The sequence below is a fragment of the Novosphingobium sp. HR1a genome (genome assembly GCF_015594425.1).
Classification (GTDB): domain Bacteria; phylum Pseudomonadota; class Alphaproteobacteria; order Sphingomonadales; family Sphingomonadaceae; genus Novosphingobium; species Novosphingobium resinovorum_A.
This window is the reverse complement of the sequence record NZ_JABXWS010000059.1, coordinates 190,453-211,199: the sequence shown is the minus strand read 5'-3', so window position 1 is coordinate 211,199 and position 20,747 is coordinate 190,453. Positions and strand designations below refer to the sequence as shown.

General features: G+C 67.7%; 22 protein-coding genes and 1 tRNA gene. 16 read left to right on the top strand and 7 right to left on the bottom strand.

What is annotated here, in order from left to right; translation table 11 throughout:
* Window positions 1–14: 14 nt before the first annotated feature.
* Genes cbiB through cobU form a run of 3 tightly spaced genes read left to right on the top strand, consistent with a single transcriptional unit; the run spans window position 15 to window position 2,883 of the window.
* On the top strand, window positions 15–932 hold the full coding sequence (gene cbiB / locus HWN72_RS16950; protein ID WP_211150789.1) for an adenosylcobinamide-phosphate synthase CbiB: 918 nt from the start codon (window positions 15–17) through the stop codon (window positions 930–932).
* Window positions 920–2,377, top strand: coding sequence for a cobyric acid synthase (locus tag HWN72_RS16945; protein ID WP_211150782.1), 1,458 nt, complete (start codon window positions 920–922; stop codon window positions 2,375–2,377). Before cbiB ends, HWN72_RS16945 begins: the two co-directional genes overlap by 13 nt.
* Entirely contained in the window at window positions 2,377–2,883 is a 507-nt protein-coding gene (gene cobU, locus HWN72_RS16940) for a bifunctional adenosylcobinamide kinase/adenosylcobinamide-phosphate guanylyltransferase (protein ID WP_211150788.1), read from the top strand. The genes HWN72_RS16945 and cobU overlap by 1 nt, the downstream gene beginning before the upstream one ends.
* Window positions 2,884–2,895: 12 nt before the next feature.
* On the opposite strand, the gene HWN72_RS16935 is transcribed toward cobU, so the two are convergent.
* Both HWN72_RS16935 and HWN72_RS16930 read right to left on the bottom strand, forming a co-directional pair.
* Window positions 2,896–3,072: a hypothetical protein gene (locus HWN72_RS16935; protein ID WP_155986223.1), complete on the bottom strand. Its 177-nt coding sequence runs from the start codon at window positions 3,070–3,072 to the stop codon at window positions 2,896–2,898.
* Window positions 3,073–3,202: 130 nt separating this feature from the next.
* Window positions 3,203–3,279 (bottom strand) — tRNA-Arg (locus HWN72_RS16930).
* A gap of 91 nt (window positions 3,280–3,370) precedes the next feature.
* On the opposite strand from HWN72_RS16930, the gene HWN72_RS16925 reads away from it, so the two are divergent.
* From HWN72_RS16925 to HWN72_RS16870, 12 genes are all read left to right on the top strand, one after another.
* A complete protein-coding gene (locus HWN72_RS16925; protein ID WP_036525822.1) occupies window positions 3,371–3,868 on the top strand; it encodes an MmcB family DNA repair protein in 498 nt (165 codons plus the stop codon).
* Window positions 3,869–4,246: 378 nt separating this feature from the next.
* Window positions 4,247–5,689: a DEAD/DEAH box helicase gene (locus tag HWN72_RS16920; protein ID WP_211150781.1), complete on the top strand. Its 1,443-nt coding sequence runs from the start codon at window positions 4,247–4,249 to the stop codon at window positions 5,687–5,689.
* Between the two features lie 206 nt (window positions 5,690–5,895).
* Window positions 5,896–6,636: a sterol desaturase family protein gene (locus tag HWN72_RS16915; RefSeq protein ID WP_211150780.1), complete on the top strand. Its 741-nt coding sequence runs from the start codon at window positions 5,896–5,898 to the stop codon at window positions 6,634–6,636.
* Between the two features lie 11 nt (window positions 6,637–6,647).
* The gene (locus HWN72_RS16910; RefSeq protein WP_211150779.1) at window positions 6,648–7,046 is read left to right on the top strand and encodes a DUF2141 domain-containing protein; all 399 of its coding nucleotides are present in this window, start codon (window positions 6,648–6,650) and stop codon (window positions 7,044–7,046) included.
* 40 nt (window positions 7,047–7,086) lie between these two features.
* Entirely contained in the window at window positions 7,087–8,388 is a 1,302-nt protein-coding gene (locus HWN72_RS16905; protein WP_211150778.1) for an MFS transporter, read from the top strand.
* A gap of 92 nt (window positions 8,389–8,480) precedes the next feature.
* Complete coding sequence (locus HWN72_RS16900; RefSeq protein WP_211150777.1) at window positions 8,481–9,818, top strand: hypothetical protein; 1,338 nt, start codon at window positions 8,481–8,483, stop codon at window positions 9,816–9,818.
* Between the two features lie 225 nt (window positions 9,819–10,043).
* Complete coding sequence (locus HWN72_RS16895) at window positions 10,044–11,405, top strand: M48 family metalloprotease (protein ID WP_211150776.1); 1,362 nt, start codon at window positions 10,044–10,046, stop codon at window positions 11,403–11,405.
* Between the two features lie 43 nt (window positions 11,406–11,448).
* A complete protein-coding gene (locus tag HWN72_RS16890; protein ID WP_248006054.1) occupies window positions 11,449–12,147 on the top strand; it encodes a DsbA family protein in 699 nt (232 codons plus the stop codon).
* A gap of 36 nt (window positions 12,148–12,183) precedes the next feature.
* The gene (locus HWN72_RS16885; RefSeq protein WP_036525575.1) at window positions 12,184–13,344 is read left to right on the top strand and encodes a sensor histidine kinase; all 1,161 of its coding nucleotides are present in this window, start codon (window positions 12,184–12,186) and stop codon (window positions 13,342–13,344) included.
* A gap of 46 nt (window positions 13,345–13,390) precedes the next feature.
* Window positions 13,391–14,188 carry a LytTR family DNA-binding domain-containing protein gene (locus HWN72_RS16880; RefSeq protein WP_008831834.1) on the top strand — a complete coding sequence of 266 codons (798 nt, stop codon included), beginning with the start codon at window positions 13,391–13,393 and terminating at the stop codon, window positions 14,186–14,188.
* Between the two features lie 336 nt (window positions 14,189–14,524).
* Entirely contained in the window at window positions 14,525–15,385 is an 861-nt protein-coding gene (nadC, locus tag HWN72_RS16875; protein WP_211150775.1) for a carboxylating nicotinate-nucleotide diphosphorylase, read from the top strand.
* 32 nt (window positions 15,386–15,417) lie between these two features.
* Window positions 15,418–16,083: a ribonuclease T gene (locus tag HWN72_RS16870; protein WP_211150774.1), complete on the top strand. Its 666-nt coding sequence runs from the start codon at window positions 15,418–15,420 to the stop codon at window positions 16,081–16,083.
* 18 nt (window positions 16,084–16,101) lie between these two features.
* Here the strand turns inward: HWN72_RS16870 and HWN72_RS16865 are convergent, their stop codons facing one another.
* Window positions 16,102–16,557 (bottom strand): nucleoside deaminase, encoded by a 456-nt coding sequence (locus HWN72_RS16865; RefSeq protein WP_211150773.1) that lies wholly within the window; start codon window positions 16,555–16,557, stop codon window positions 16,102–16,104.
* A gap of 113 nt (window positions 16,558–16,670) precedes the next feature.
* On the opposite strand from HWN72_RS16865, the gene rpmB reads away from it, so the two are divergent.
* Window positions 16,671–16,955: a 50S ribosomal protein L28 gene (gene rpmB, locus HWN72_RS16860; protein WP_008831830.1), complete on the top strand. Its 285-nt coding sequence runs from the start codon at window positions 16,671–16,673 to the stop codon at window positions 16,953–16,955.
* Between the two features lie 101 nt (window positions 16,956–17,056).
* Here the strand turns inward: rpmB and HWN72_RS16855 are convergent, their stop codons facing one another.
* The 4 genes from HWN72_RS16855 to xseA form a co-directional block, all read right to left on the bottom strand.
* Entirely contained in the window at window positions 17,057–18,019 is a 963-nt protein-coding gene (locus HWN72_RS16855; RefSeq protein ID WP_248006053.1) for an esterase-like activity of phytase family protein, read from the bottom strand.
* A 99-nt stretch (window positions 18,020–18,118) separates the two neighbouring features.
* Entirely contained in the window at window positions 18,119–19,006 is an 888-nt protein-coding gene (locus HWN72_RS16850) for a M23 family metallopeptidase (RefSeq protein ID WP_211150771.1), read from the bottom strand.
* Between the two features lie 10 nt (window positions 19,007–19,016).
* Window positions 19,017–19,220, bottom strand: a complete 204-nt coding sequence (locus tag HWN72_RS16845; protein WP_211150770.1) for a DUF2093 domain-containing protein — start codon at window positions 19,218–19,220, stop codon at window positions 19,017–19,019.
* Between the two features lie 27 nt (window positions 19,221–19,247).
* Entirely contained in the window at window positions 19,248–20,747 is a 1,500-nt protein-coding gene (gene xseA / locus HWN72_RS16840) for an exodeoxyribonuclease VII large subunit (protein WP_211150769.1), read from the bottom strand.

Here is a 20,747-nt window from a genome sequence, read left to right as displayed (position 1 = left end):
GGCGATCGACGGCCGTGCTCGGCTGGCCCGCGCGGCTCCACGCCCTGACCGGCCACCCGGTCGGCCTCTTCGCCCGGATCATCCGCGCCTGCGAGCGCCGCCTCAACCGCCGCGACGCCTCGCCCGCACGGCGCCGCCTCGCGGGCATGCTCGCCACCGCGCTGCTCGTCGCCCTCACCGGCGGCCTCACTCTCGCGATCGAGATCGCCGTCCACGCCTTCGCAGGCGCATGGGCCTGGCCGATCCTCGCCGTGCTGGCATGGCCCGCCATAGCCGCCCGCAGCCTCGACGACCACGTCCGCCCCATCCGCGACGCCCTGCTGCGCGGTGACCTCCCCGAAGCGCGCCGCACCGTCGGCATGATCGTCGGCCGCGACACCCGGCACCTCGACGCCCCCGCCACCGCCCGCGCCGCCATCGAGAGTCTGGCCGAGAGCTTCTGCGACGGCGTCGTCGCGCCGCTGTTCTGGCTGCTCCTGCTGGGCCTGCCGGGCGCGTGGATACTCAAGGCGATCAACACCGCCGACAGCATGATCGGCCACCGCGAGGAGCCTTACGGCCCTTACGGCTGGGCCGCCGCCCGCCTCGACGATCTCGTCATGCTGATACCCGCCCGCCTCGCCGGAATGCTGCTGTGCGTTGCGGGCATGGGGGCCGGGCTCAGGGGCTGGCGCGTGATGGCCCGCGACCACGCCCGCCACGCCTCGCCTAACGCGGGCTGGCCCGAGGCGGCGATGGCGGGCGCGCTGGGCATCCGCCTCGCCGGTCCGATCGCCTACGACGGCGTGCTTGCCGACAAGCCGTGGATCGGTGAAGGCGGCATCGCGGCACCGCACCACCTCTCCCGCGCGCTGACGATCTACCGGCGCGCCTGCCTGATACTGGGCCTGATATTGGGGATCATCGCTATGGGAATCGCATGGCTGGCCTGATGCTGCAGGGAACCGGCTCCGACGTCGGCAAGTCGGTGCTGGTCGCAGGGCTCTGCCGCGCCGCCGCCAACCGGGGGCTCACCGTCCTGCCGTTCAAGCCGCAGAACATGTCGAACAACGCAGCCGTCACGCCCGAGGGCGGCGAGATCGGCCGCGCGCAGGCGCTGCAGGCCATCGCCGCGCGCGCGCCGCTCCATGTCGACATGAACCCGGTGCTCCTGAAGCCCCAGGCCGACCGCACCTCGCAGCTGATCGTCCACGGCCAAGTACGCGGCACGCTGGGCGCCGCCAACTTCCGCGAGGCGCGCCGCCCGCTGCTCGGCGAAGTGCTCGAAAGCTACCGCCGGCTGGAGGCCCGCTGCGACCTCGTCCTCGTCGAGGGGGCGGGCTCGCCCGCCGAGATCAACTTGCGCAGCGGCGACATCGCCAACATGGGCTTCGCACGCGCGGCCGGGGTGCCGGTGGTGCTGGCGGGCGACATCGACCGAGGCGGCGTCATCGCCGCCGTGGTCGGCACCCGCGCGGTGATCGATCCCGAGGACGCGGCGATGATCCACGGCTTCATCATCAACAAGTTCCGCGGCGATCCCGCCCTCTTCACCGACGGCTACGAGGCGATCGAGCGCCTCTCCGGCTGGCGCGGCTTCGGCGTCCTGCCGTGGGAGCCCGCCGTCGCGCAGCTGCCGAGCGAAGACGCCGTGATCCTCGAACGCGGGCTCGGCGCGAAGCCCGGCAAGCTGCTGGTCGCCTGCCCGATCCTGCCGCGCATCGCCAACTTCGACGACCTCGACCCGCTGCGGCAGGAGAGCGGCGTGGACGTCGCGATGATCCCGCCCGGCACCCCGATCCCGGCCGAGGCGGCGCTGATCGTCCTGCCTGGCTCCAAGGCGACGATCGCCGACATGGCCTTCCTTCGGACACAGGGCTGGGACATCGACGTCCTCGCCCATCACCGGCGCGGCGGGGCGGTACTGGGCATCTGCGGCGGCTACCAGATGCTCGGCCGCAATATTGCGGACCCACACGGCATCGAGGGGCCGCCGGGCGAAGTCGCCGGGCTCGGCCTGCTCGACGTGACGACGGTGCTGGCGGGCCGCAAGACGCTGCAGCAGGTCGAGGGCACGGCGATGGACGCCCCGTTCACCGGCTACGAGATGCACATGGGCGTGACCGAGGGGCCTGACGCCACGCGGCCTTTCGCGCGACTGGCGCAGGGCCGCGCGGACGGCGCCATCGGGCGAGACGGGCGGACTTTCGGCACCTACTGCCACGGCCTGCTCGCCAAGCCGGGCCTTCGCAGCGCCCTGCTCGCCCGCATCGGCGCGCAGTCGGACGGCTTCGACAACGACGCCCGCGTCGATGCCGCACTCGATGCGCTGGCCGAGGCGATGGAGCGCCATCTGGACATCGACGGGCTGCTCGCCCTGGCAGGAGTTACCTTATGATGCGCAGCCTTCTGGTCCTGGGCGGCGCCCGTTCGGGCAAGAGCCGCCATGCGCAGGCGCGCATCGAGTCTCAGTCCGGCCACCTTTGCTACATCGCCACCGGGCAGGCATTCGACGGTGAAATGACCGAACGCATCGCCCGCCACCGCGAGGATCGCGGGCCGCGCTGGACCACGCTGGAGGAACCGCTCGATCTGGCAGGCGCCATCGACAGGGCCGCGCGGGAAGCGGATGCGGTGCTCGTCGACTGCCTGACGCTGTGGCTATCGAACCTGATGTTGGCAGACCTGCCGCTGGACGGGCCGGTCACGGCTTTGCAGGAGGCGATCCGCCGCTGCCCGGTCCCGCTGGCGCTGGTATCCAACGAGGTGGGCCTGAGCATCGTCCCCGAGAACGCCCTCGCCCGGCGCTTTCGCGACGAAGCGGGACGCCTGAACCAGACCATCGCCGCGACGGTCGATGAAGTCGAATTCGTCGCTGCGGGGCTGCCGCTCAAGCTGAAATAGAGAAATTCCGCCTCAATTGGGCAGTGAATGTCGCCGATCCTGCGCAAACGGATCGTGGCGATAGCCGGCTTCCCATGCGGCTCTCTGCTGGGGACTGGCGTAAGGATTGCTGGAAAGCGGAATACCGGCCTGCGCGGCCTTGATGCCCCAGAAATGGGCACGTTGAACATTGGACAATGTGCGGCTCATGACTTGCTGATACTGCCTGCCGCAACGCGGCAACGCACGCGCAAGATGCAGGGGTTAACGCATGTTAACGGCAGACGGCGCCGCGGACGCGATGAACTGCGCGGGGCGATGAGACGTCAATGTGGGGATATGGTGCACCCGACAGGATTCGAACCTGTGGCCTCTGCCTTCGGAGGGCAGCGCTCTATCCAGCTGAGCTACGGGTGCAGTGCCAGCGCGGTTAGCAGACGGAAGCGGGGCTTGCCAGCGCCAAATGCGATGACTTGTCAGTTCTTGATATGTTCCTATGATGGCGATCATGGCCGAAGCTGATTCGCTCTCCCTCGCCCCTTCGCATGGGCATACCGCCGTGGACGTGGCTCGCGGGATCGCCCGGCTGTTCGCCCGCAACGGCATCTGGTGCATGCCGGAAATGCCGCTGCGCTGTGGGCGGCGGGCCGATCTCATGGGGATCGACGCCAAGGGGCACGTCATCATCGTCGAGATCAAGGTGGCGCGCGCGGACCTGCTCGGCGACGGCAAGTGGACCGACTATCTCGACTACTGCGACCGGTTCTACTGGGGGCTCTCTCCTTTGCTGGACCGCAGCCCGCTTGAGAGCGAGGCGTTCCTGCCCGACAGTTGCGGGGTGATCGTGGCCGATGGCTACGACGCGGAAATCCTGCGCCCCGCTCCCCTGCGCCAGCTTGCCGCCGCCCGGCGCAAGGTGGAGACGGAGCGTCTGGCGCGCGCCTCGCTGCGGCGGCTGGTGACGCTAGGCGATCCGCATACGCTGCAGTGGGGGAGCGAGGGCTAAGAGAGCCCACCCCCAACCCCTCCCGCATGCGGGAGGGGAGCGAGACTTGGTCCTGACCGCAGGGAAGTGCCTAGCCGCAGCGGGGTGGGCACCACGCCAGGCTATCCGCCACAGCCGGGCACTTCTGCAACTTATCCGCAATTTTCTTGCGCTTTGCCGTAATTCACACTAAGTGACCCGCCAGCAACCGGCGTGCGGGGTCCGCCCCGCCGCAATCCGAGAGCAGCGTGAGGTCGCGGCATCCAGCCAAGACCGGCCCGGACTGGCGGTTGCGACCAACTAGCTTCCTTCCTCACGCAGGGTCGCCGCAACGACACCTCGCTGTGCGCGCGCCTTTTTTCAAAAGCCTTGCGCGCCCCGCACTTTTGAAAGTGACGCATGTCCTATTTCTCCGAACTTGGCCTCGCCGAGCCGATCCTCCGCGCGCTCGCCGTCAAGGGTTACACCGATCCCTCGCCTATCCAGCGCAAGGCGATCCCCTCGCTGCTCGAAGGCCGTGACCTCCTCGGCATCGCGCAGACCGGCACCGGCAAGACCGCCGCGTTCTCGCTGCCTTCGCTCCACCGCCTCGCGCAGGACCCCAAGCCGCGCCAGAACGCCGGCTGCCGCATGCTGGTGCTCTCGCCCACCCGTGAACTCGCCGCGCAGATCGCCGAGAACATGCGCGGCTACGCGAAGTTCCTGAATCTGACGGTCCAGTGCATCTTCGGCGGCGTGCCCGTGGGCAAGCAGGCCCGCGCGCTGGAGCGCGGCGTCGACATCCTCGTCGCCACCCCTGGCCGCCTGCTCGACCTGATCGACCAGCGCGCGCTGACGCTGCGCCACGTCGAGATCTTCGTCCTCGACGAAGCCGACCAGATGATGGACCTCGGCTTCATCGTTCCGCTCAAGCGCGTCGCCGCGCTGCTGCCCAAGACGCGCCAGAGCCTGTTCTTCTCGGCCACCATGCCGCAGGCGATCGCCGACCTCGGCCGCCAGTTCATCAACGACCCGGTCAAGGTCGAAGTGGCGCCGCAGTCGACCACCGCCGAGCGCGTCGAACAGTTCGCCACCCACATCAACCAGGCCGAGAAGCAGGCGCTGCTGACCCTCTCGCTGCGCGCGGGCCTTGCGCCTGATGCCGAGGAGAAGGCATCGCACGGCGCCATCGACCGCGCCCTGGTGTTCACCCGCACCAAGCACGGCGCCGACCGCGTCGTGCGCCACCTCGTCGCCGCCGGCATCCCGGCCGCCGCGATCCACGGCAACAAGAGCCAGGCCCAGCGCACCGCCGCCCTCGGCGGCTTCCGCCAGGGCACCGTGCGCGTCCTCGTCGCCACCGACATCGCCGCGCGCGGCATCGACGTCTCGGGCGTTTCGCACGTCTATAACTTCGAGATCCCGAACGTCGCCGAACAGTACGTCCACCGCATCGGCCGCACCGCGCGCGCCGGCGCCACCGGCGTCGCCATCAGCTACGTCGCGCCGGACGAAAAGCCCTACATCCGCGACATCGAACGCCTGACCCGCGTGAAGCTCGACCCGCTGGCGCTGCCGGAAGACTTCCAGAACCAGGCCGCACGCCTGCCCGCACCCTCGCGCAAGGTGGAGCAGCCGCAGGGCGAGCGCCGCCAGGGCGGCGGCGGACAGCGCGGCGGCAACGGCGGCGGCCGTGGCGGCCAGCCGCGCCGCGATGGCCAGAGGGATGGTGCGCGCAGCGACCGTCCGCAAGGCGAGCGTCGTGAAGGCGGAGAGGCCGAAGGCGAGCGCAAGCGTCGCTTCCGTCCGCGCGGCCCCAAGGGGCTGGGCGCGCACAAGGGTGCGGTGAAGCGCGCAGGGTAAGATGAAATAAACGGAATCTGGGGCCATTGCCCCAGACCCCGTTACTGTCGTCGTTGTTCGCGCAGCTACCTAGCGCGCTCCCTGCAATGGGCAGCACCGCGAAGCTGCGCGCGTGACCAGGGTTGTATGGGGGTCTGGGGCCTTTGGCCCCGGGTTTCCTCTTTTTATCTTCCCCTTCCACTCCTGAGGGCATACTCCCCGCGCCCATGGCGCTCGACGCTCCCCTTGTTGCGGTGCTTGTTTCCGCCTTTGCCATGACGACGATCGTGGGCGTCCGTTATCTCCTCACGTCCGGCCTGTTCGCCTGGATCACCGCGCGTGTACTTCCGGGCCATTACAAGGGGCTCGACCGCCAGATCCGCAGCGAGATCGCATGGTCGCTCGCCTCGGCCGCGATCTACGGCATTCCCTCAGGCGTCGTCGCATGGGGCTGGCGCGAGCATGGCTGGACGCGCATCTATACCGATGTGCATGACCGGCCGCTCTGGTGGCTGCCCGTTTCGGTACTCGTCTACCTTTTGCTCCACGACACGTGGTTCTATTGGACCCATCGCTGGATGCACCGGCCACGAGTATTCCGCATCGCCCATGCCGTCCACCACGCCAGCCGCCCGCCTACGGCGTGGGCGGCGATGAGCTTCCATCCGACCGAAGCGCTGACCGGGGCCGTGGTGATCCCGGCGCTGGTGCTGCTGGTGCCGATCCACGTCGGCGCGCTGGGGATCGTGCTGACAATCATGACGGTGATGGGGATCACCAATCACATGGGCTGGGAGATGTTTCCCCGTGCCCTCGTTCATTCGCCGCTCGGGCGCTGGCTCATTACCGCCAGCCATCACCAGCGGCACCATGAAAGCTATCGATGCAACTACGGCCTCTATTTCCGCCACTGGGACCATCTGTGCGGCACCGATGCCGGGCTGTCACAGGCGTTCTCGCGGCCCTAAGCCTGGTCGTAGTGCTGGCCGGGGCGACGGCGCCGCAGAACACGGACGTGTCGGTTTCGGTGACGGACATGCGTTCGGCGAAGGGGCAGGTGCTGGCCTGCCTGACGACGCGGCCCGATGCCTTTCCCGATTGCGAGAAGGACCCGCAGGCCCGCAAGCTGACGGTCCCGGCGGCAAGCGACCTCCATCTGGACTTCGGCGCAGTGCCGCAGGGCCGCTATGCGGTGTCGCTGATCCATGACGAGAACGGCAACGGCAAGCTCGATACCCGGCTGATGATCCCGCGCGAAGGCTACGGCTTTTCGCGCGACGCCCCGGTCCGCATGGGGCCGCCGAAATTTGCGCAGGCCGCCTTCGAGGTGGGCGGCGAACCTGTCCGCCTGGCGATCCGGATGCGATATCTGCTCTGACCGACTTGCCCCCGCCACCGCCGCGCCTTACGCCTGAAGTGTGAGACGGGAAGAGGACAGGATCGAGGAGGCCGTCGAAAAGACGGTCGAGGTGGCAACGGCGGACCTCGTGCCGCCTCCGCCGACGGGCGCGTTCTCGCCGTTCCGCTACCCGGTGTTCCGCGCGATCTGGACCGCCAACTTGTTCTCGAACCTCGGCGGCACGCTGCAGGGCGTCGCGGCCGCCTGGATGATGACCGAGCTTACCGCCTCGCACCAACTCGTCGCGCTGGTGCAGGCATCGGCGACGGTGCCGATCATGCTGTTCGGCGTCTTCGCGGGCGCCATCGCCGACAACTATGACCGCCGCCTCGTCATGCTGACCGCGCAAGTGGGGATGCTGGTGGTCTCGGCCGCGCTGGCGGCGATGGCCTACGCGCACATGCTGACGCCGTTCCTGCTGCTGGCTTTCACGCTGAGCGTCGGCATCGGCACTGCGCTGAACTCACCGGCATGGCAGGCCTCGGTGCGCCAGCAGGTGGAGCCGCGCGAGCTGCCGCAGGCGATCGCTCTCAACTCGATCTCCTTCAACATCGCCCGTTCGGTCGGCCCGGCGCTGGGCGGATTGCTGATTTCCATTTGGGACGTATCGTTCGCCTTCGCTTTCAATGCGATAAGCTACATCGGCCTGATCGGCGTGCTGCTGTGGTGGAAGCCGCCGCCGCGCCAGATCGAGCGCCGCCCGATCCTGCCCGCCGTGGGCGTCGGCATCCGTTACTGCGCCACCAACCCGCAGCTACGCCGCATTCTGGCGCGCTGCTTCGCGCTCGGGTTCAGCCTTGCCGCCTACCAGTCGCTGCTGCCGACCGTGGTGAACGGCCCGATCCATGGCGATGAGCTGGACTACGGGTTGATGCTCGGCCTGTTCGGCATCGGCTCGATCACCGCCGCCCCGCTGACCGGGCCGATCCGCCGCAGGATCGGGCTCGAGGGCATTCTCGCGATGGGCGCGGCGATGTTCGTGTTCTCGCTGTCGCTGATCGCCGAGGTGGACCGCATCGCCTACGCCCTGCCCGCCGCCTTCGTATCGGGCATGGCCTGGGTGATGATCCTCACCACGCTGAATACGGCAGTGCAGCTGCGTTCCCCGGACGCGATCCTCGGCCGCTGCCTGTCGATATACCAGGCGGTGACCTTCGGCGGCATGGCGCTGGGATCGTGGACCTGGGGCATGCTGGCCGACTGGAAGGACCTGCCCTTCGCGCTGCATGCCGGATCGATCTTCCTGATCGTCTCCTTCGTGGCCTTACGCATCCTTGCCCCGCTGCCCAAGCCGGGCGAGGGAATCATCAAGCAGGCCTGATGATTCCGGCAAGCTCCACGGGCGCAACTTAATCCTTATTACACCAAGTTGCGCCAGAACCGGCCCTCTACAGGGGCGAGTCGGGATTCGACATGGACAGTTTGCACGGCGAGTTTTCGGGTGAAGGCGATTCCGAAGGGGAAGACGTCACCGTCGCTGCGCCGGTCGCCAAGCCGGGCAACGACGAGCGCCGCATGCAGGTGCGCGCCTACAATTTCTGGGCAAGCCTGCTGGGCGAGAAGACCTTCCCCGACATCGCCGACCTCGATCCCGCCAACTTGCCCGATTTCGGCCCGCGCAGCGTCCTGCTCGACTTCACGGACGGGATCGAAGATCCCGCCATCGCCTATGTCGGCGCGATGCTGGTGCAGGAGTGCGACGCGCAAGGGACGATCCGTCGCCTTGCCGATGTGCCCAGCGGCTCGCTGCTCTCCCGCATCACCGACCACTACATGCAGATCCTCGCCAATGAGGCGCCGATCGGGTTCGAGGCCGAGTACGTCAACCCGCAGGGCATGACGGTGCTCTATCGCGGCATCCTGATGCCCTTTTCGCGCGACGGGCAGCGGATCGACTACATCTACGGCGTGATCAACTGGAAGGAGAGCGCCGAGCCGCTGCCTCCCCGTCGCCAGCCGGGCGAGGCCGACGACGGCATGGACGGGCGCCCGGCCATGCTGCGCGCGCCCGAACCGCTGACCGACTGGGCGGACGGGCCTGCGGATTTCGGCAGTGGCGACTTCTCGCTTCCCGCGATCGACGCCTATACCCCGATGGAACTGCCGAGCCCCGGCTTCTCCTTCGAGGCCGAGCCGACCTCCTTCGTCGATCACGCAATGGGCCTCGCCGACTGGCTCGCCTCCGCGCGCGAACTGGCGCTGCTGGCCCGGCGCAGCGAGGAGCGCTCGCATCAGGCGCTCTACGACGCGATCGGCCGCGCCCACGACTTCGCGCTGGCGGCGCAGGACGCCCCGGAAGACCTCGCCGAACTGATCGAGGACGCAGGGCTGAAAGCGCAGGAACGCGCGCCGCTGTTGCCGCTGGTCAAGCTCGTCTTCGGTGCCGACTACGACAAGACCCGCCTGACCGAGTTCGCCACCGTCATCGCTCATGCCGGACGGATCGGCCTTGCGGTCGGCGCGCTCTCCGCGCATCTCGCGGCGACGCCCGGCGGCGTGAAGGCGCTGGTCCGCGAGGAACGCCGCCTGCGCCGCGAGGAAGCCGGCACGGTGCCCGCGAATGCCCGTGAATGCCTCGCCAGCGAACTGCGCGCGATCGAGGCACGCCCGCTGGCAGAACTCGATGCCACAGGCGAGGAATTCACCGTGCTCGTCGCACGGCGGCTGCCGGGTGGCGAGGTCGTGCTGGTCGGCGAAGTCAGCGACGACGAAACGCTGCTGCAGCGTGCGGCGCGGCGGCTGCTGGGCTGAGGTTCAGGCGCCCACCCCGTCCGGCTAGGCAGCAAGCTGCCAAGCCTCCCGGCCCTCCCGCATGCGGGAGGGCATGACCTTTCTTCCCCCCTCCCGCTTGCGGGAGGGGTCGGGGGTGGGCCTCCTTGCCTCACCTCTCACCCATCACCCTCGACACCTCCACCCCAACCGTGCATGCATGCGGCTTCATCGCCGGTTAAGCCCCCGGGGTCCCCAAGAGAGCCGATGCCCAAGCTGCGACTACCTGCCCTGCTGTTCGCGATTCCCGCGCTGCTCGGGGCCTGCGCCGCTCCCGCTTCGGCCCAGTCGATCCTGCGCGATGCCGAAACCGAAGCGCTGCTGCGCGACATGGCCGCGCCGCTGGTCAAGGCCACGGGCCTGAGGCCCGGCGACGTCGACATCGTCCTCGTCAACGACTCCTCGGTCAACGCCTTCGTCGCGGGCGGGCAGGCGGTCTACGTCAATTCCGGGCTCATCGACGAGGCGGACACCGCCGCCGAAGTGCAGGGCGTCGTCGCGCACGAACTCGGCCACGTGACCGGCGGCCATGCGGTGCTCAACATGGGCGGCAAGGGCGCGACCAATATCTCGCTGCTCTCGCTCCTGCTCGGCGCGGCGGCGGCGGCTGCGGGCGGCGGCGAGGCGGCGATGGGCGTCATCATGGCCGGGCAGCAGGCGGCGATGGGCAAGTATCTCGCCTATAACCGCTCGCAGGAAGCCTCGGCCGACGCGGCCGGCGCGCAGTATCTGTCGAAGGCCGGGATCAGCGGGCGCGGCTCCATCGCCTTCTTCGAGAAGCTCCAGAACATGGAGTTCCGCTACGGCTACCGCCCCAAGGACGGGGACGAGTTCTACTCCAGCCACCCCCTGACCGGCGACCGCATCGCCACGCTCAAGGACACCTACGAGAAGGACGCCGCCTGGGAAAAGCCGGACGACGCGGCGATCCAGAAACGCTTCCTGCGTGCCAAGGCCAAGCTCTTCGGCTTCCTTGCCGAGCCTTATCAGGTCCTGCGCAAGTACCCGATGACCGACAACTCGGTCCCCGCCCGCTATGCCCGCGCCTATGCCTTCCACCGCGAATCGAAATTCGCCGAGGCCCGCGCCGAGACCGAGGCGCTGATCGCCACCGATCCGAACGATCCCTATTTCCTGGAGCTCGACGGCCAGATCCTGCTGGAAGCGGGCAAGCCTGCCGAAGCGCTGCCGATGCTGCGCAAGGCCAACGCGATTTCCGGCAACACGCCGCTGATCGCCACCCTCTTCGGCCACGCGCTGATGGCGACCGAGGACCCGGCGAACTACAAGGAAGCGCAGGAAGTCCTCAAGACCGCCGCCGCGCGCGACCGGGAGAACCCCTTCACCTGGTATCAGCTGGGCATGATCTACGCCGCCAACGGCGACATGCCCCGCGCCTACCTCGCCAGCGCCGAGCAGCAGGTGCTCTCCGGCCGCATGGAGGAAGCCCTGCGCAGCGCCCAGGCGGCAGAGGCGGGGCTGGCGCAAGGCTCACCGGACTGGATCCGCGCGCAGGACATCGAGATGCAGGCGCGTGCCGAACTGGAACGCGACAAGAAGCGGCGCTAAAGCGTCCGCAAAACGCCAATCAAGACAGGTATTTATCAACGTCATGAGTACAGCCGGCAAGTTCGCAATGGGGATCGTGGGACTGGCCGTCGTCGGCGGCGCAGGCTGGTACGGCGGCCGCATCGCCGTGCAGCACGTGGTCCACGACTACATCCTCGAAAACCCTGAGATACTGCCGCAGGCGATGGACGAACTGCGCCGCCGCGAAGCCGCCAAGGCGCTCGGCGGGGTCCGTCAGGCGGTGGAGACGCCGTTCCCCGGCGCCGTGCTCGGCAATCCGAACGGCAAGGTCACGCTGGTCGAGTTCTCCGACTATGCCTGCGGTTACTGCCGCCAGAGCCTGCCCGACGTCGCCCAGCTGATCGCGAAGAACCCCGACTTGCGCATCGTCGTGCGCGAACTGCCGATCATCAGCCCGCACAGCCCGGATGCCGCCAAGATGGCCCTGGCCGCCGCCGAGCAAGGCAAGTACGCCCAGTTCCACGACGCCATGTACAAGGCCGGGCAGGTCGATGCCCCCACCATCGAGGCAGTCGCCAAGTCCATCGGCCTCGACATGGACCGCGCCCGCCGCATCGCCGCCAGCCCGACGGTGGAGGCCGAGCTTGGCCGCAGCATGGAAATGGCCCAGCGCCTCGGCTTCTCCGGCACCCCCAGCTGGATCGCGGGCGACAAGCTCATTCCCGGCGCGGTCGGCTTCGACCAGTTGTCGGAAGCCGTGAAGGCCGCACGTGGCGCATGATTTGAAACCTTTGCAAGATCGTCTAGGTTTGTCCGCATGAGCGTCCTGCCTATCCAGCCCATTCCCTTCTTCGCCGACAAGGACCGCGCGTTCTGGCGCCTGCAGTTCATCGGCTGGGGCGGCGCCATGGTGCTGCGCACGATGTCGACGCTGGCGAACAACCAGTCCTCGGCCTCGCTTGTCCTGGTCGTCATCGCCACGATCACGGGCTTCTCCGTCTCGCTGGTGCTCTCAGTGATCTATCGCGCGCTGATCAAGCGCCGGCCGATCGTCACCTGGGGCCTGACCGCGCTGATGCTGCCGGTCGCGGTGGCGCTGCACGCGTTCATAGACGCCTGGGTCATCTCGCTCTGGCGCGGCGAGGGGGACAGCTTCGCGCAGCTGTTCCTCGGCGTCTTCTACTTCGACGCGACGCTGCTGGGTGCGTGGACCGCCCTCTACTACATGGTGAACTTCTACCTGCAGGTGGAGGAGCAGAACGACCAGCTGATCCGGCTGGAGACCCAGGCCACCAGTGCCCAGCTGGCGATGCTGCGCTACCAGCTCAACCCGCACTTCCTGTTCAACACGCTGAACTCGATCTCGACGCTGGTGCTGCTGAAACAGACAGAGCCCGCCAACGCGATGCTCAGCCGCCTGTCCTCGTTCCTGCGCTATACGCTCATCAACAAGCCCTCCGCGCGCGTCACCGTGGAGCAGGAGGTCGAGACCCTCCAGCTCTACCTCGACATCGAGCGCATGCGCTTCGAGGAACGGCTGCGCACCACCTTCACCATCGATCCCGCCACCGAAGCCGGGTTGCTGCCCTCGCTGCTGCTCCAGCCGTTGGTCGAGAACGCCATCAAGTACGCCGTCAGCCAGCAGGAAGCCGGGGCCGAGATCACCGTCGCCACGCAACTCATCGGGCCGATGCTTCGCATCACCGTCTCGGACACCGGGCCGGGCTTGCAAAGTCCCACGACCGACAACAGGCTATCGGGCATGACCTACGATGGAGGGGAGCCGGTTTCCACCGGCGTGGGATTGTCCAACATCCGCGACCGCCTGTCGCAGGCCTATGGCGAGAACCACCGCTTCGAAACGATCGAACCGCTGGAAGGCGGCTTCGCAGTCGTGATAGAACTCCCTTTCGAGCGCCGCGAAACCACCGAGGACATGTCCGAACCCGCGCGTCAGCCCGTTCAGATGGCGCGATGAAACAATCCTGCCCCGTGCGCGTTAGCCGCACCGGAGACACATACCTATGACCATTCGCACGATTCTCGTCGACGATGAGAAACTCGCAATTCAGGGCCTGCAACTGCGGCTCGAAAAGTACCCCGACGTCGAGATCATCGACACTTGCGCGAACGGGCGCGAGGCGATCCGCAAGATCAAGACGGAAAAGCCCGACCTCGTCTTCCTCGACATCCAGATGCCCGGCTTCGACGGCTTTTCCGTCGTCAAGGGCGTGATGGAGATCGAACCGCCGCTGTTCGTCTTCGTCACCGCCTACCAGGAACACGCCGTCCGCGCCTTCGAGGCAAACGCGGTGAACTACCTGATGAAGCCGGTGGACGAGAGCAAGCTGGACGACACCCTCGCCCGCGTGCGCCAGCGCCTGTCCGAGAAGCGCAGTTCCGAAGAAGCGGAGAAGCTCAAGACGGTCCTCGCCGAAGTCGCCCCCGACGCGGTGGATCACATGCCCGAGGAGACGGACCCGAACTCGGACCGCTACGAAAAGCTCATCAATATCAAGGACCGCGGCCAGATTTTCCGGATCGACGTCGACTCGATCGAGCACATCGAGGCTGCCGGCGACTACATGTGCATCCGCACCGCCGACAACTCGCTGATCCTGCGCGAGACGATGAAGGACCTCGAACGCCGCCTCGACCCGCGCGTGTTCCAGCGCGTGCATCGTTCGACGATCGTGAACCTCAATCAGGTGCGTCAGGTGAAGCCGCATACGAACGGCGAATGCTTCCTCGTGCTCGATTCGGGCGCGCAGGTGAAGGTTTCGCGTTCATATCGGGACGTGATCGCGCGGTTCGTTCACTAAGAATTGTGAAGGGTAGAAGCAGGGGAGCATAGCCCCCCTGCACCCCCAGTACCGTCGTCGTCGTGCGCGCCGCTTCGTGGGGTGCTGACCTCAACCTTCGTCATTGCGAGCGTAGCGAAGCAATCCAGGGCGGCCTTCAACTGCTCTGGATTGCTTCGCTACGCTCGCAATGACGAAATGAGTTGGAGGCGCCGCAGGCTATGTGATCTCCCATCCATCACCCCAGACGCCGCTGCACGCGCGACGACGACAGTTCCGGGGTCTGGGGCAATGGCCCCAGGACTTCGCCCTTTTCTTCACTCGACAACCCGCAGATAAAGCGCAAATAACCCGGCCATGACCCAGTTCTCGCTTCCGGCTTTCGACCTCACCGCATTCGTCACCGCCACTTTGGCCGAAGACCTTGGCGAAGGTCTTCCCGGCGGCGGCCGTGACGTCACTTCGGAAAGCGTGATCGACGCCGACGCGAGGTTCTCCGGCGTTATGGATTCGCGCGATCCGATCACCGTCGCGGGCCTGCCGATCGCGGCGGCGTTCTTCCGCCAGCTCGACCCGGCGATGGAGATCGAGATTCTCATCGAGGAAGGCGCGCAGGTCGCTCCCGGAACGCAGCTGATGCGCCTAACCGGCAATGCCCGCGCCATGCTGACGGGGGAGCGCAGCGCCCTCAACACCGTGCAGCACCTGTCGGGCATCGCCACGATGACCCGCGAGTACGTGGACGCCATGGCCGGGCACGCGACCCTGCTCGACACCCGCAAGACGATCCCCGGCCTGCGCCATTTGGAGAAGTACGCAACCCGCATGGGCGGCGCGCAGAACCACCGCATGGGCCTGTGGGACGCGGCGATGATCAAGGACAATCACGTCCTTGTCGCCGGCGGTGTCGGCCCGGCGGTGGTCCGGGCGAAGGCGGCGGGCGTGGCGCAGATCATCTGCGAGGTCGATCACCTCGACCAGATCGAACCGGCCATCGCGGCGGGCGCCCATCACCTGCTGCTCGACAACATGAAACCGGACGTGCTGCGCGAGGCCGTCGCGGTGGTAGCGGGCCGGGTGCCGACCGAGGCTTCGGGCGGCGTCAACCTGGGGACCATCGGCGCCATCGCCGCCAGCGGCGTCACGTACGTCTCGGTGGGGCGCCTGACGCAGAGCGCCCCGGCCGCCGACATCGGGCTGGACTTCACGCCGCTGTGAGGCTGGCCGCCGCTATCATAGCGGCTTTGGCCGTGCTTCCGGCTCCGGCGCTGGCACAGGCCTACCAATGCTCCGTCCCGCGCCAGATCGCGCCGGTAAGGCCACTGACACCCGACGGCCCGGTACGGCGCACGGCGATCGCGGGCTACACGCTGTCCGCCAGTTGGTCCCCCGACTACTGCAAGACCAGCGGCGATACCCGCTCGATGCAGTGTAACCGCGCCAGTGGCCGCTTCGGCTTCATCCTGCATGGCCTGTGGCCCGAAGCGGCGCGTGGCCCCTCGCCGCAGTGGTGCGGCGCGCAGACCGTGCCCTCGCCGCAGGTCCTGCGCGAGAACCTGTGCATGACCCCCTCGCCCGGCCTGCTCGCGCATGAGTGGGCCAAGCACGGCAGTTGCATGGTCGCCAGCCCGCAGAAGTATTTCCGCGTCAGTGCGATCCTGTGGCGCTCGATCCACTGGCCCGACGCCGATCGCCTTTCCCGCAAGCGCGACCTCACGGTGGGCGATCTGCGCGAGGAATTCGTCGCGGCGAATCGGGGCTGGCCGCGCGAGGCGGTGGGGGTGCAGATCAGCCGCACCGGATGGCTGCGCGAAGTGCAGCTTTGCTACGGCAAGGACTTCCGCCCTGCGCGGTGCGAGGCGCGCCAGTTTGGCCCGAGCGATTCGACACCGCTGAAGATCTGGCGCGGGTTATAATCGTCGTCCCGGACGACGTTATCGTTTGGCCCGGAAGAACCCGCGCAGCATCTCCGCCGCCTGCGCCTCGCCGATCCCCGCATAGACCTCGGGCCGGTGCAGGCACTGCGGGTGCTCGAAGACCCGTGCGCCATGCTCCACCGCGCCACCCTTGGGATCGGAGGCCGCGTAATAGACCCGGGCGATTCGCGCATGGGCAATGGCGCCTGCGCACATCGCGCAGGGCTCCAGCGTCACCCATAGCTCGCACCCTTCCAGCCGTTCGTTACCGAGAAGCCTGGCAGCCGCGCGAATCGCCTCGATCTCGGCGTGGCTGGTGGGGTCGTGACGTTCGCGCGGGGCGTTGCGGCCGGTGGCGATTACACGGCCATCCTTGACGATCACCGCGCCGATGGGCACTTCGCCGGAATCGGCGGCGGCCTGCGCCTCCTGCAGGGCAAGCGCCATGGGTTCGGGAAGAGGCCAGCGAGTCATTCGTCCGCGCTAGCCCTTCAAAAACCTGTGTGCAACTTGACCTTGGGTGGGGGAATCGGTAAGGGCGCGCCTTCCCGTACTTAACGGCAAGCAATTTTCGAGCGAGAAAGACTATGTCCCGCATCTGCGAACTGACTGGCAAGGGCCGCCAGGTTGGCTGCAACGTCAGCCACGCGAACAACAAGACCAAGCGCGTCTTCCTGCCCAACCTCCAGAACGTCACCCTGATGTCGGAAGGTCTGGACCGCAGCTTCAAGTTCCGCGTCTCGACGCACGGCCTGCGTTCGGTCGAGCACAACGGTGGCCTCGACAACTGGCTGCTGAAGACCTCGGACGCCAAGCTGTCGCCGCGCGCCGCCAAGGTGAAGCGCGACCTCAAGAAGACCCAGGCCGCCTGATTGCCTGCTCCTCCTGACGGGGGAGCGCATCGGGAATACGGGTTTTGAAAAGCGTGCGAAGCATCAGCTTCGCGCGCTTTTTCGCGTTCGCTTTGTCCCTGTTATTTCGGCCAGGGCAACTGCTTCGGATCGACCGTCAGCTTCCACAGCAAGGTGCGCTGCAGCACTCGCATCGCGTTGTCGTCCGACATCAGCCATACGGTAATGCGTCCATTCGGTTGTGGCACGGCAGCGATCGCCTCGAAATTGTCGACCGGAAGCACGGAAGCCAGCGAGGCTAGCGGCGCCGAGTGCCAAACCTTGCCCGGCCTCATCCGCGCGGTATCGGCGATTACGATCCGCCCTACGAATCGCATCGGCAGCGGCCAGAGCAAGCGCCGCATGAGGATGAGCGCGCGCCCGTCAGGCAATACCGCCATGTCCACGACCGAAAAATTGTCCGGCCCATCGAAGCGGAACCGCTGGGGATGCGGATGGCTGATGGGATCACCCGAGAATATCAGCGCATCGTGCAGACGCGACTCCCTCCAGGACGGTGTAACCTCGCGTATCGTTACGAAGCGGCCGTCCGACAGGCGCGCCAGCGCTTCGGGGCCGGTATTGACGCCCCAGCCGCTCATGGCCCGGGGCGTGACTTCCCCGGTCGCCCTGAACTTGCCGTCTACCTTCACAATCGAGTTCCGGCCCTCAAGACCTAGCCAGTAGCCGCCCGAAGCGGGATCCCGAGTCGCCGACTCGACGTCGCGTGCTGCCTTGGTCGCCGCCTCGCGTTCGAAGCGCACCCAATTGGGTCGTGGCGGCAGGCCCGGAACGCCGGGAGGCGCAAAGCGCAGGATATCGCCCGAATCGTTGAACGCCGTCAGTCTGCCGTCGGGCTCCGGCACCAGCGCGGAATAGCCGAACACCATCGTGTGCCTCGACTTGATCTGCCACGCTCCCTCCAACCTGAACGGTCCAAGATACTCGGCCAGCTTTCGTCGATCGGGCAGGTCTTCCGGCACGACGGCATCGATGACCGGCAGGTCCTTGGCCGGCTCATGGCGAGGCGACCGCCCCCACGTCATCCAGAGCAGCGGAGAAACGGCGAGGAGAAGAGCAATGCTGCGGCGCACAAGCGCTGAATAGGGAGCCTTGCCCGATTGGCAACCCCGCTTGGCGCAAAGTCAGTTGGCGGGAAGGAAAAGCAGCGGATCGAGCCGCGCGTCATTCCATTTGATCGACCAGTGCAGATGCGGCCCGGTGGCTCGCCCGGTCATACCGATGCGGCCGATGACCTGCCCCTGCCGCACGTGCTCGCCTTCCCTCACGAGAATTTGCGAGCAGTGCAGGAATGCGCTGTTGAGACCCATGCCGTGGTCGAGCATCAGCAGGTTGCCTTCCAGCGTGAAGGGTTTCTCCGCCGCGAGGATGACCACGCCGTCAGCCGGAGCGACGAAGGTGGCGCCGCTGCCGCCGGGTGCGAGGTCCAGCCCGGAATGGTAGGCGCCCGGCTCGCCGCGATAGATGCGCTGTGAGCCGAAGCGGCCGGAAATGCGCGCCTTGATCGGCCAGACGAAGCGTTGCCGCCAGCCTTGCGCATCGGTCGTAAGGATGCGCGCCGCCTCGATCCGCGCAAGCTCGGGGCGACGCAGCGCCATGAACGCCTCGGACGGGCCGCCGGGCTTGCGGGGGATATCGACGTTCTCGATCTGCCACGCGCGCGGCGTGACGGAGAGACGCTGCTCACCGAGCGTGCCGTTGGAATAGGATATGCGCAGCACCGCCTGCGCCCCGGCATCGCGGTCGAAGGCGACGAACCATCCGCCATCAGGCGCCACCTTCACTGGATTGCCATCCAGCGAGAGCGAGCGCACTCCACCGGGCAAAGTCCCGCGCAGCCAGCCGCCTTGCGTCAACTCGCCAACGAAAGGGAGCGTCACGGGTCGCGGCGGTGCGGCCGGGGCCACCGGGGCGACGGGTTGCGCGGCGCGCAGGGCCACAAGCGGCAGCGACACGGCCGCAGCGGCCGCGATCACCGCCAGCGATACGAGCCCCTTCACGCGGCGCGTCATGGTGGCGGGCTCAGACCTGTCCGAGGAGACGTTTCGTCGCGATCTCGGCGGTCGCGTAGGCTTCCTGGCGCTCGACACTCCAGTAGCGGAGGGTCTCGAGCGAAATCTGCTCGCCGGTCACGGCGCACGCGACGTAGTGGCCCGGGCTGAGCACGCGAAAGCCGTTCGGGCCGTAAGCGAGCTTGGCGGGGCGGTCTGCGGAGGACATCAACATGGCCATGATCCTAGCAGAGCCGCCGCCTCAGAACAAATCACCCTGTCGCGACAAGCCCGAAGACTGTCGCGGGGCCGGGGCCGGTCGCGCGGGCTTGACGGGCGCAGTGACGGAAGGAGCGCCGTCGCCCGTCGTGACCGGCAGTTCGCCGTCGCGGAACTCGATCACCAGATTGCCTTCGCGCTCCGCCGCCTCGCGCGTTGTCAGCGCGGCCCCGGAGGGCGACTTCACCAGCGCATAACCGCGCTGGAGGGGCAGGCGCGGGTCAAGCTGCGGCAGCACCCGGTTGACCGGGGCGAGCGCGTCGCGCGCCAGCGCCCAGCGTCGTTCCAGCAGGCGCGGCGTCAAACCGATGCGCACCAGCCGCTCGTCGCAGACCTGCACGCGGTGCCGCAGCAGCGGCAGCGACAGACGGCCCGCGACCTGTTGCAGCGCACGGCCTTTGGTGGTGGCCCGGTCCTGCAGGCCCCGGCGCAGGCGTTCGGAGAGTTCGTCCAGCTTCTGGGCCTTGGCGGCGAGGATCGCCTCGGGCTTGGGCAGGCGCTGGACGCGCGCCTCCAGCCGCTCGCGGCCGAGCGCGACGGGGCGCAGCGCGCAGCGGCGCATCCGCAAGCCCATCTCATCGATCTGGTTCACCAGCTCGGCACGCACCGGCACCGCCATCTCGGCTGCGGCAGTGGGCGTCGGCGCGCGGCGGTCGGCGGCATGGTCGCACAAAGTCGTGTCGGTCTCGTGCCCGACCGCTGAGATCACGGGGATCGTCGAATCGGCGACGGCGCGCACGACGATCTCCTCGTTGAAGCTCCACAAGTCCTCGATCGAACCACCGCCGCGCGCGACGATGACGAGGTCGGGGCGGGGAACCGACCCGCCGGGCTGGATGGCCGAGAAGCCGCGCACCGCATTCGCCACTTGCGCCGCCGCGCCCTCGCCCTGCACCAGCACCGGCCAGACCAGCACCCGGCTGGGGAAGCGGTCGGCAAGGCGGTGGAGGATGTCGCGGATCACCGCGCCGGTGGGCGAGGTCACCACGCCGATGACTTGCGGCAGGTAGGGCAGCGCGCGCTTGCGCTCGGGTGCGAACAGGCCCTCGGCGGCGAGGCGGGCGCGCAGTTTTTCGAGCAGCGCCAGCAGCGCGCCTTCGCCCGCGATCTCCATCGTCTCGATGACGATCTGGTACTTCGAGCGGCCGGGATAGGTCGTCAGCTTGCCGGTGGCGATGACCTCGACGCCGTCCTCGGGGCGGAAGGCAAGGCGCTGGGCGCCGCCTTTCCACATCACCCCGTCGATCACCGCTTTGTCGTCCTTGAGCGCGCAGTAAAGGTGCCCGGAGGCCGCGCGCTTCACGCCCGACAGTTCGCCGCGCAGGCGCACGAAGCCGAAGCGGTCCTCCACCGTGCGCTTGAGGAGATTCGAAATCTCGCTGATCGAGAGCGGCGCGGCGTTGTCCCCGGCCGACTCCTTCGCTACCAGCCCCCCCGAACGACCGTCGTTGTAATCATCGTCGTAGAATTGATCGGAAGGCAC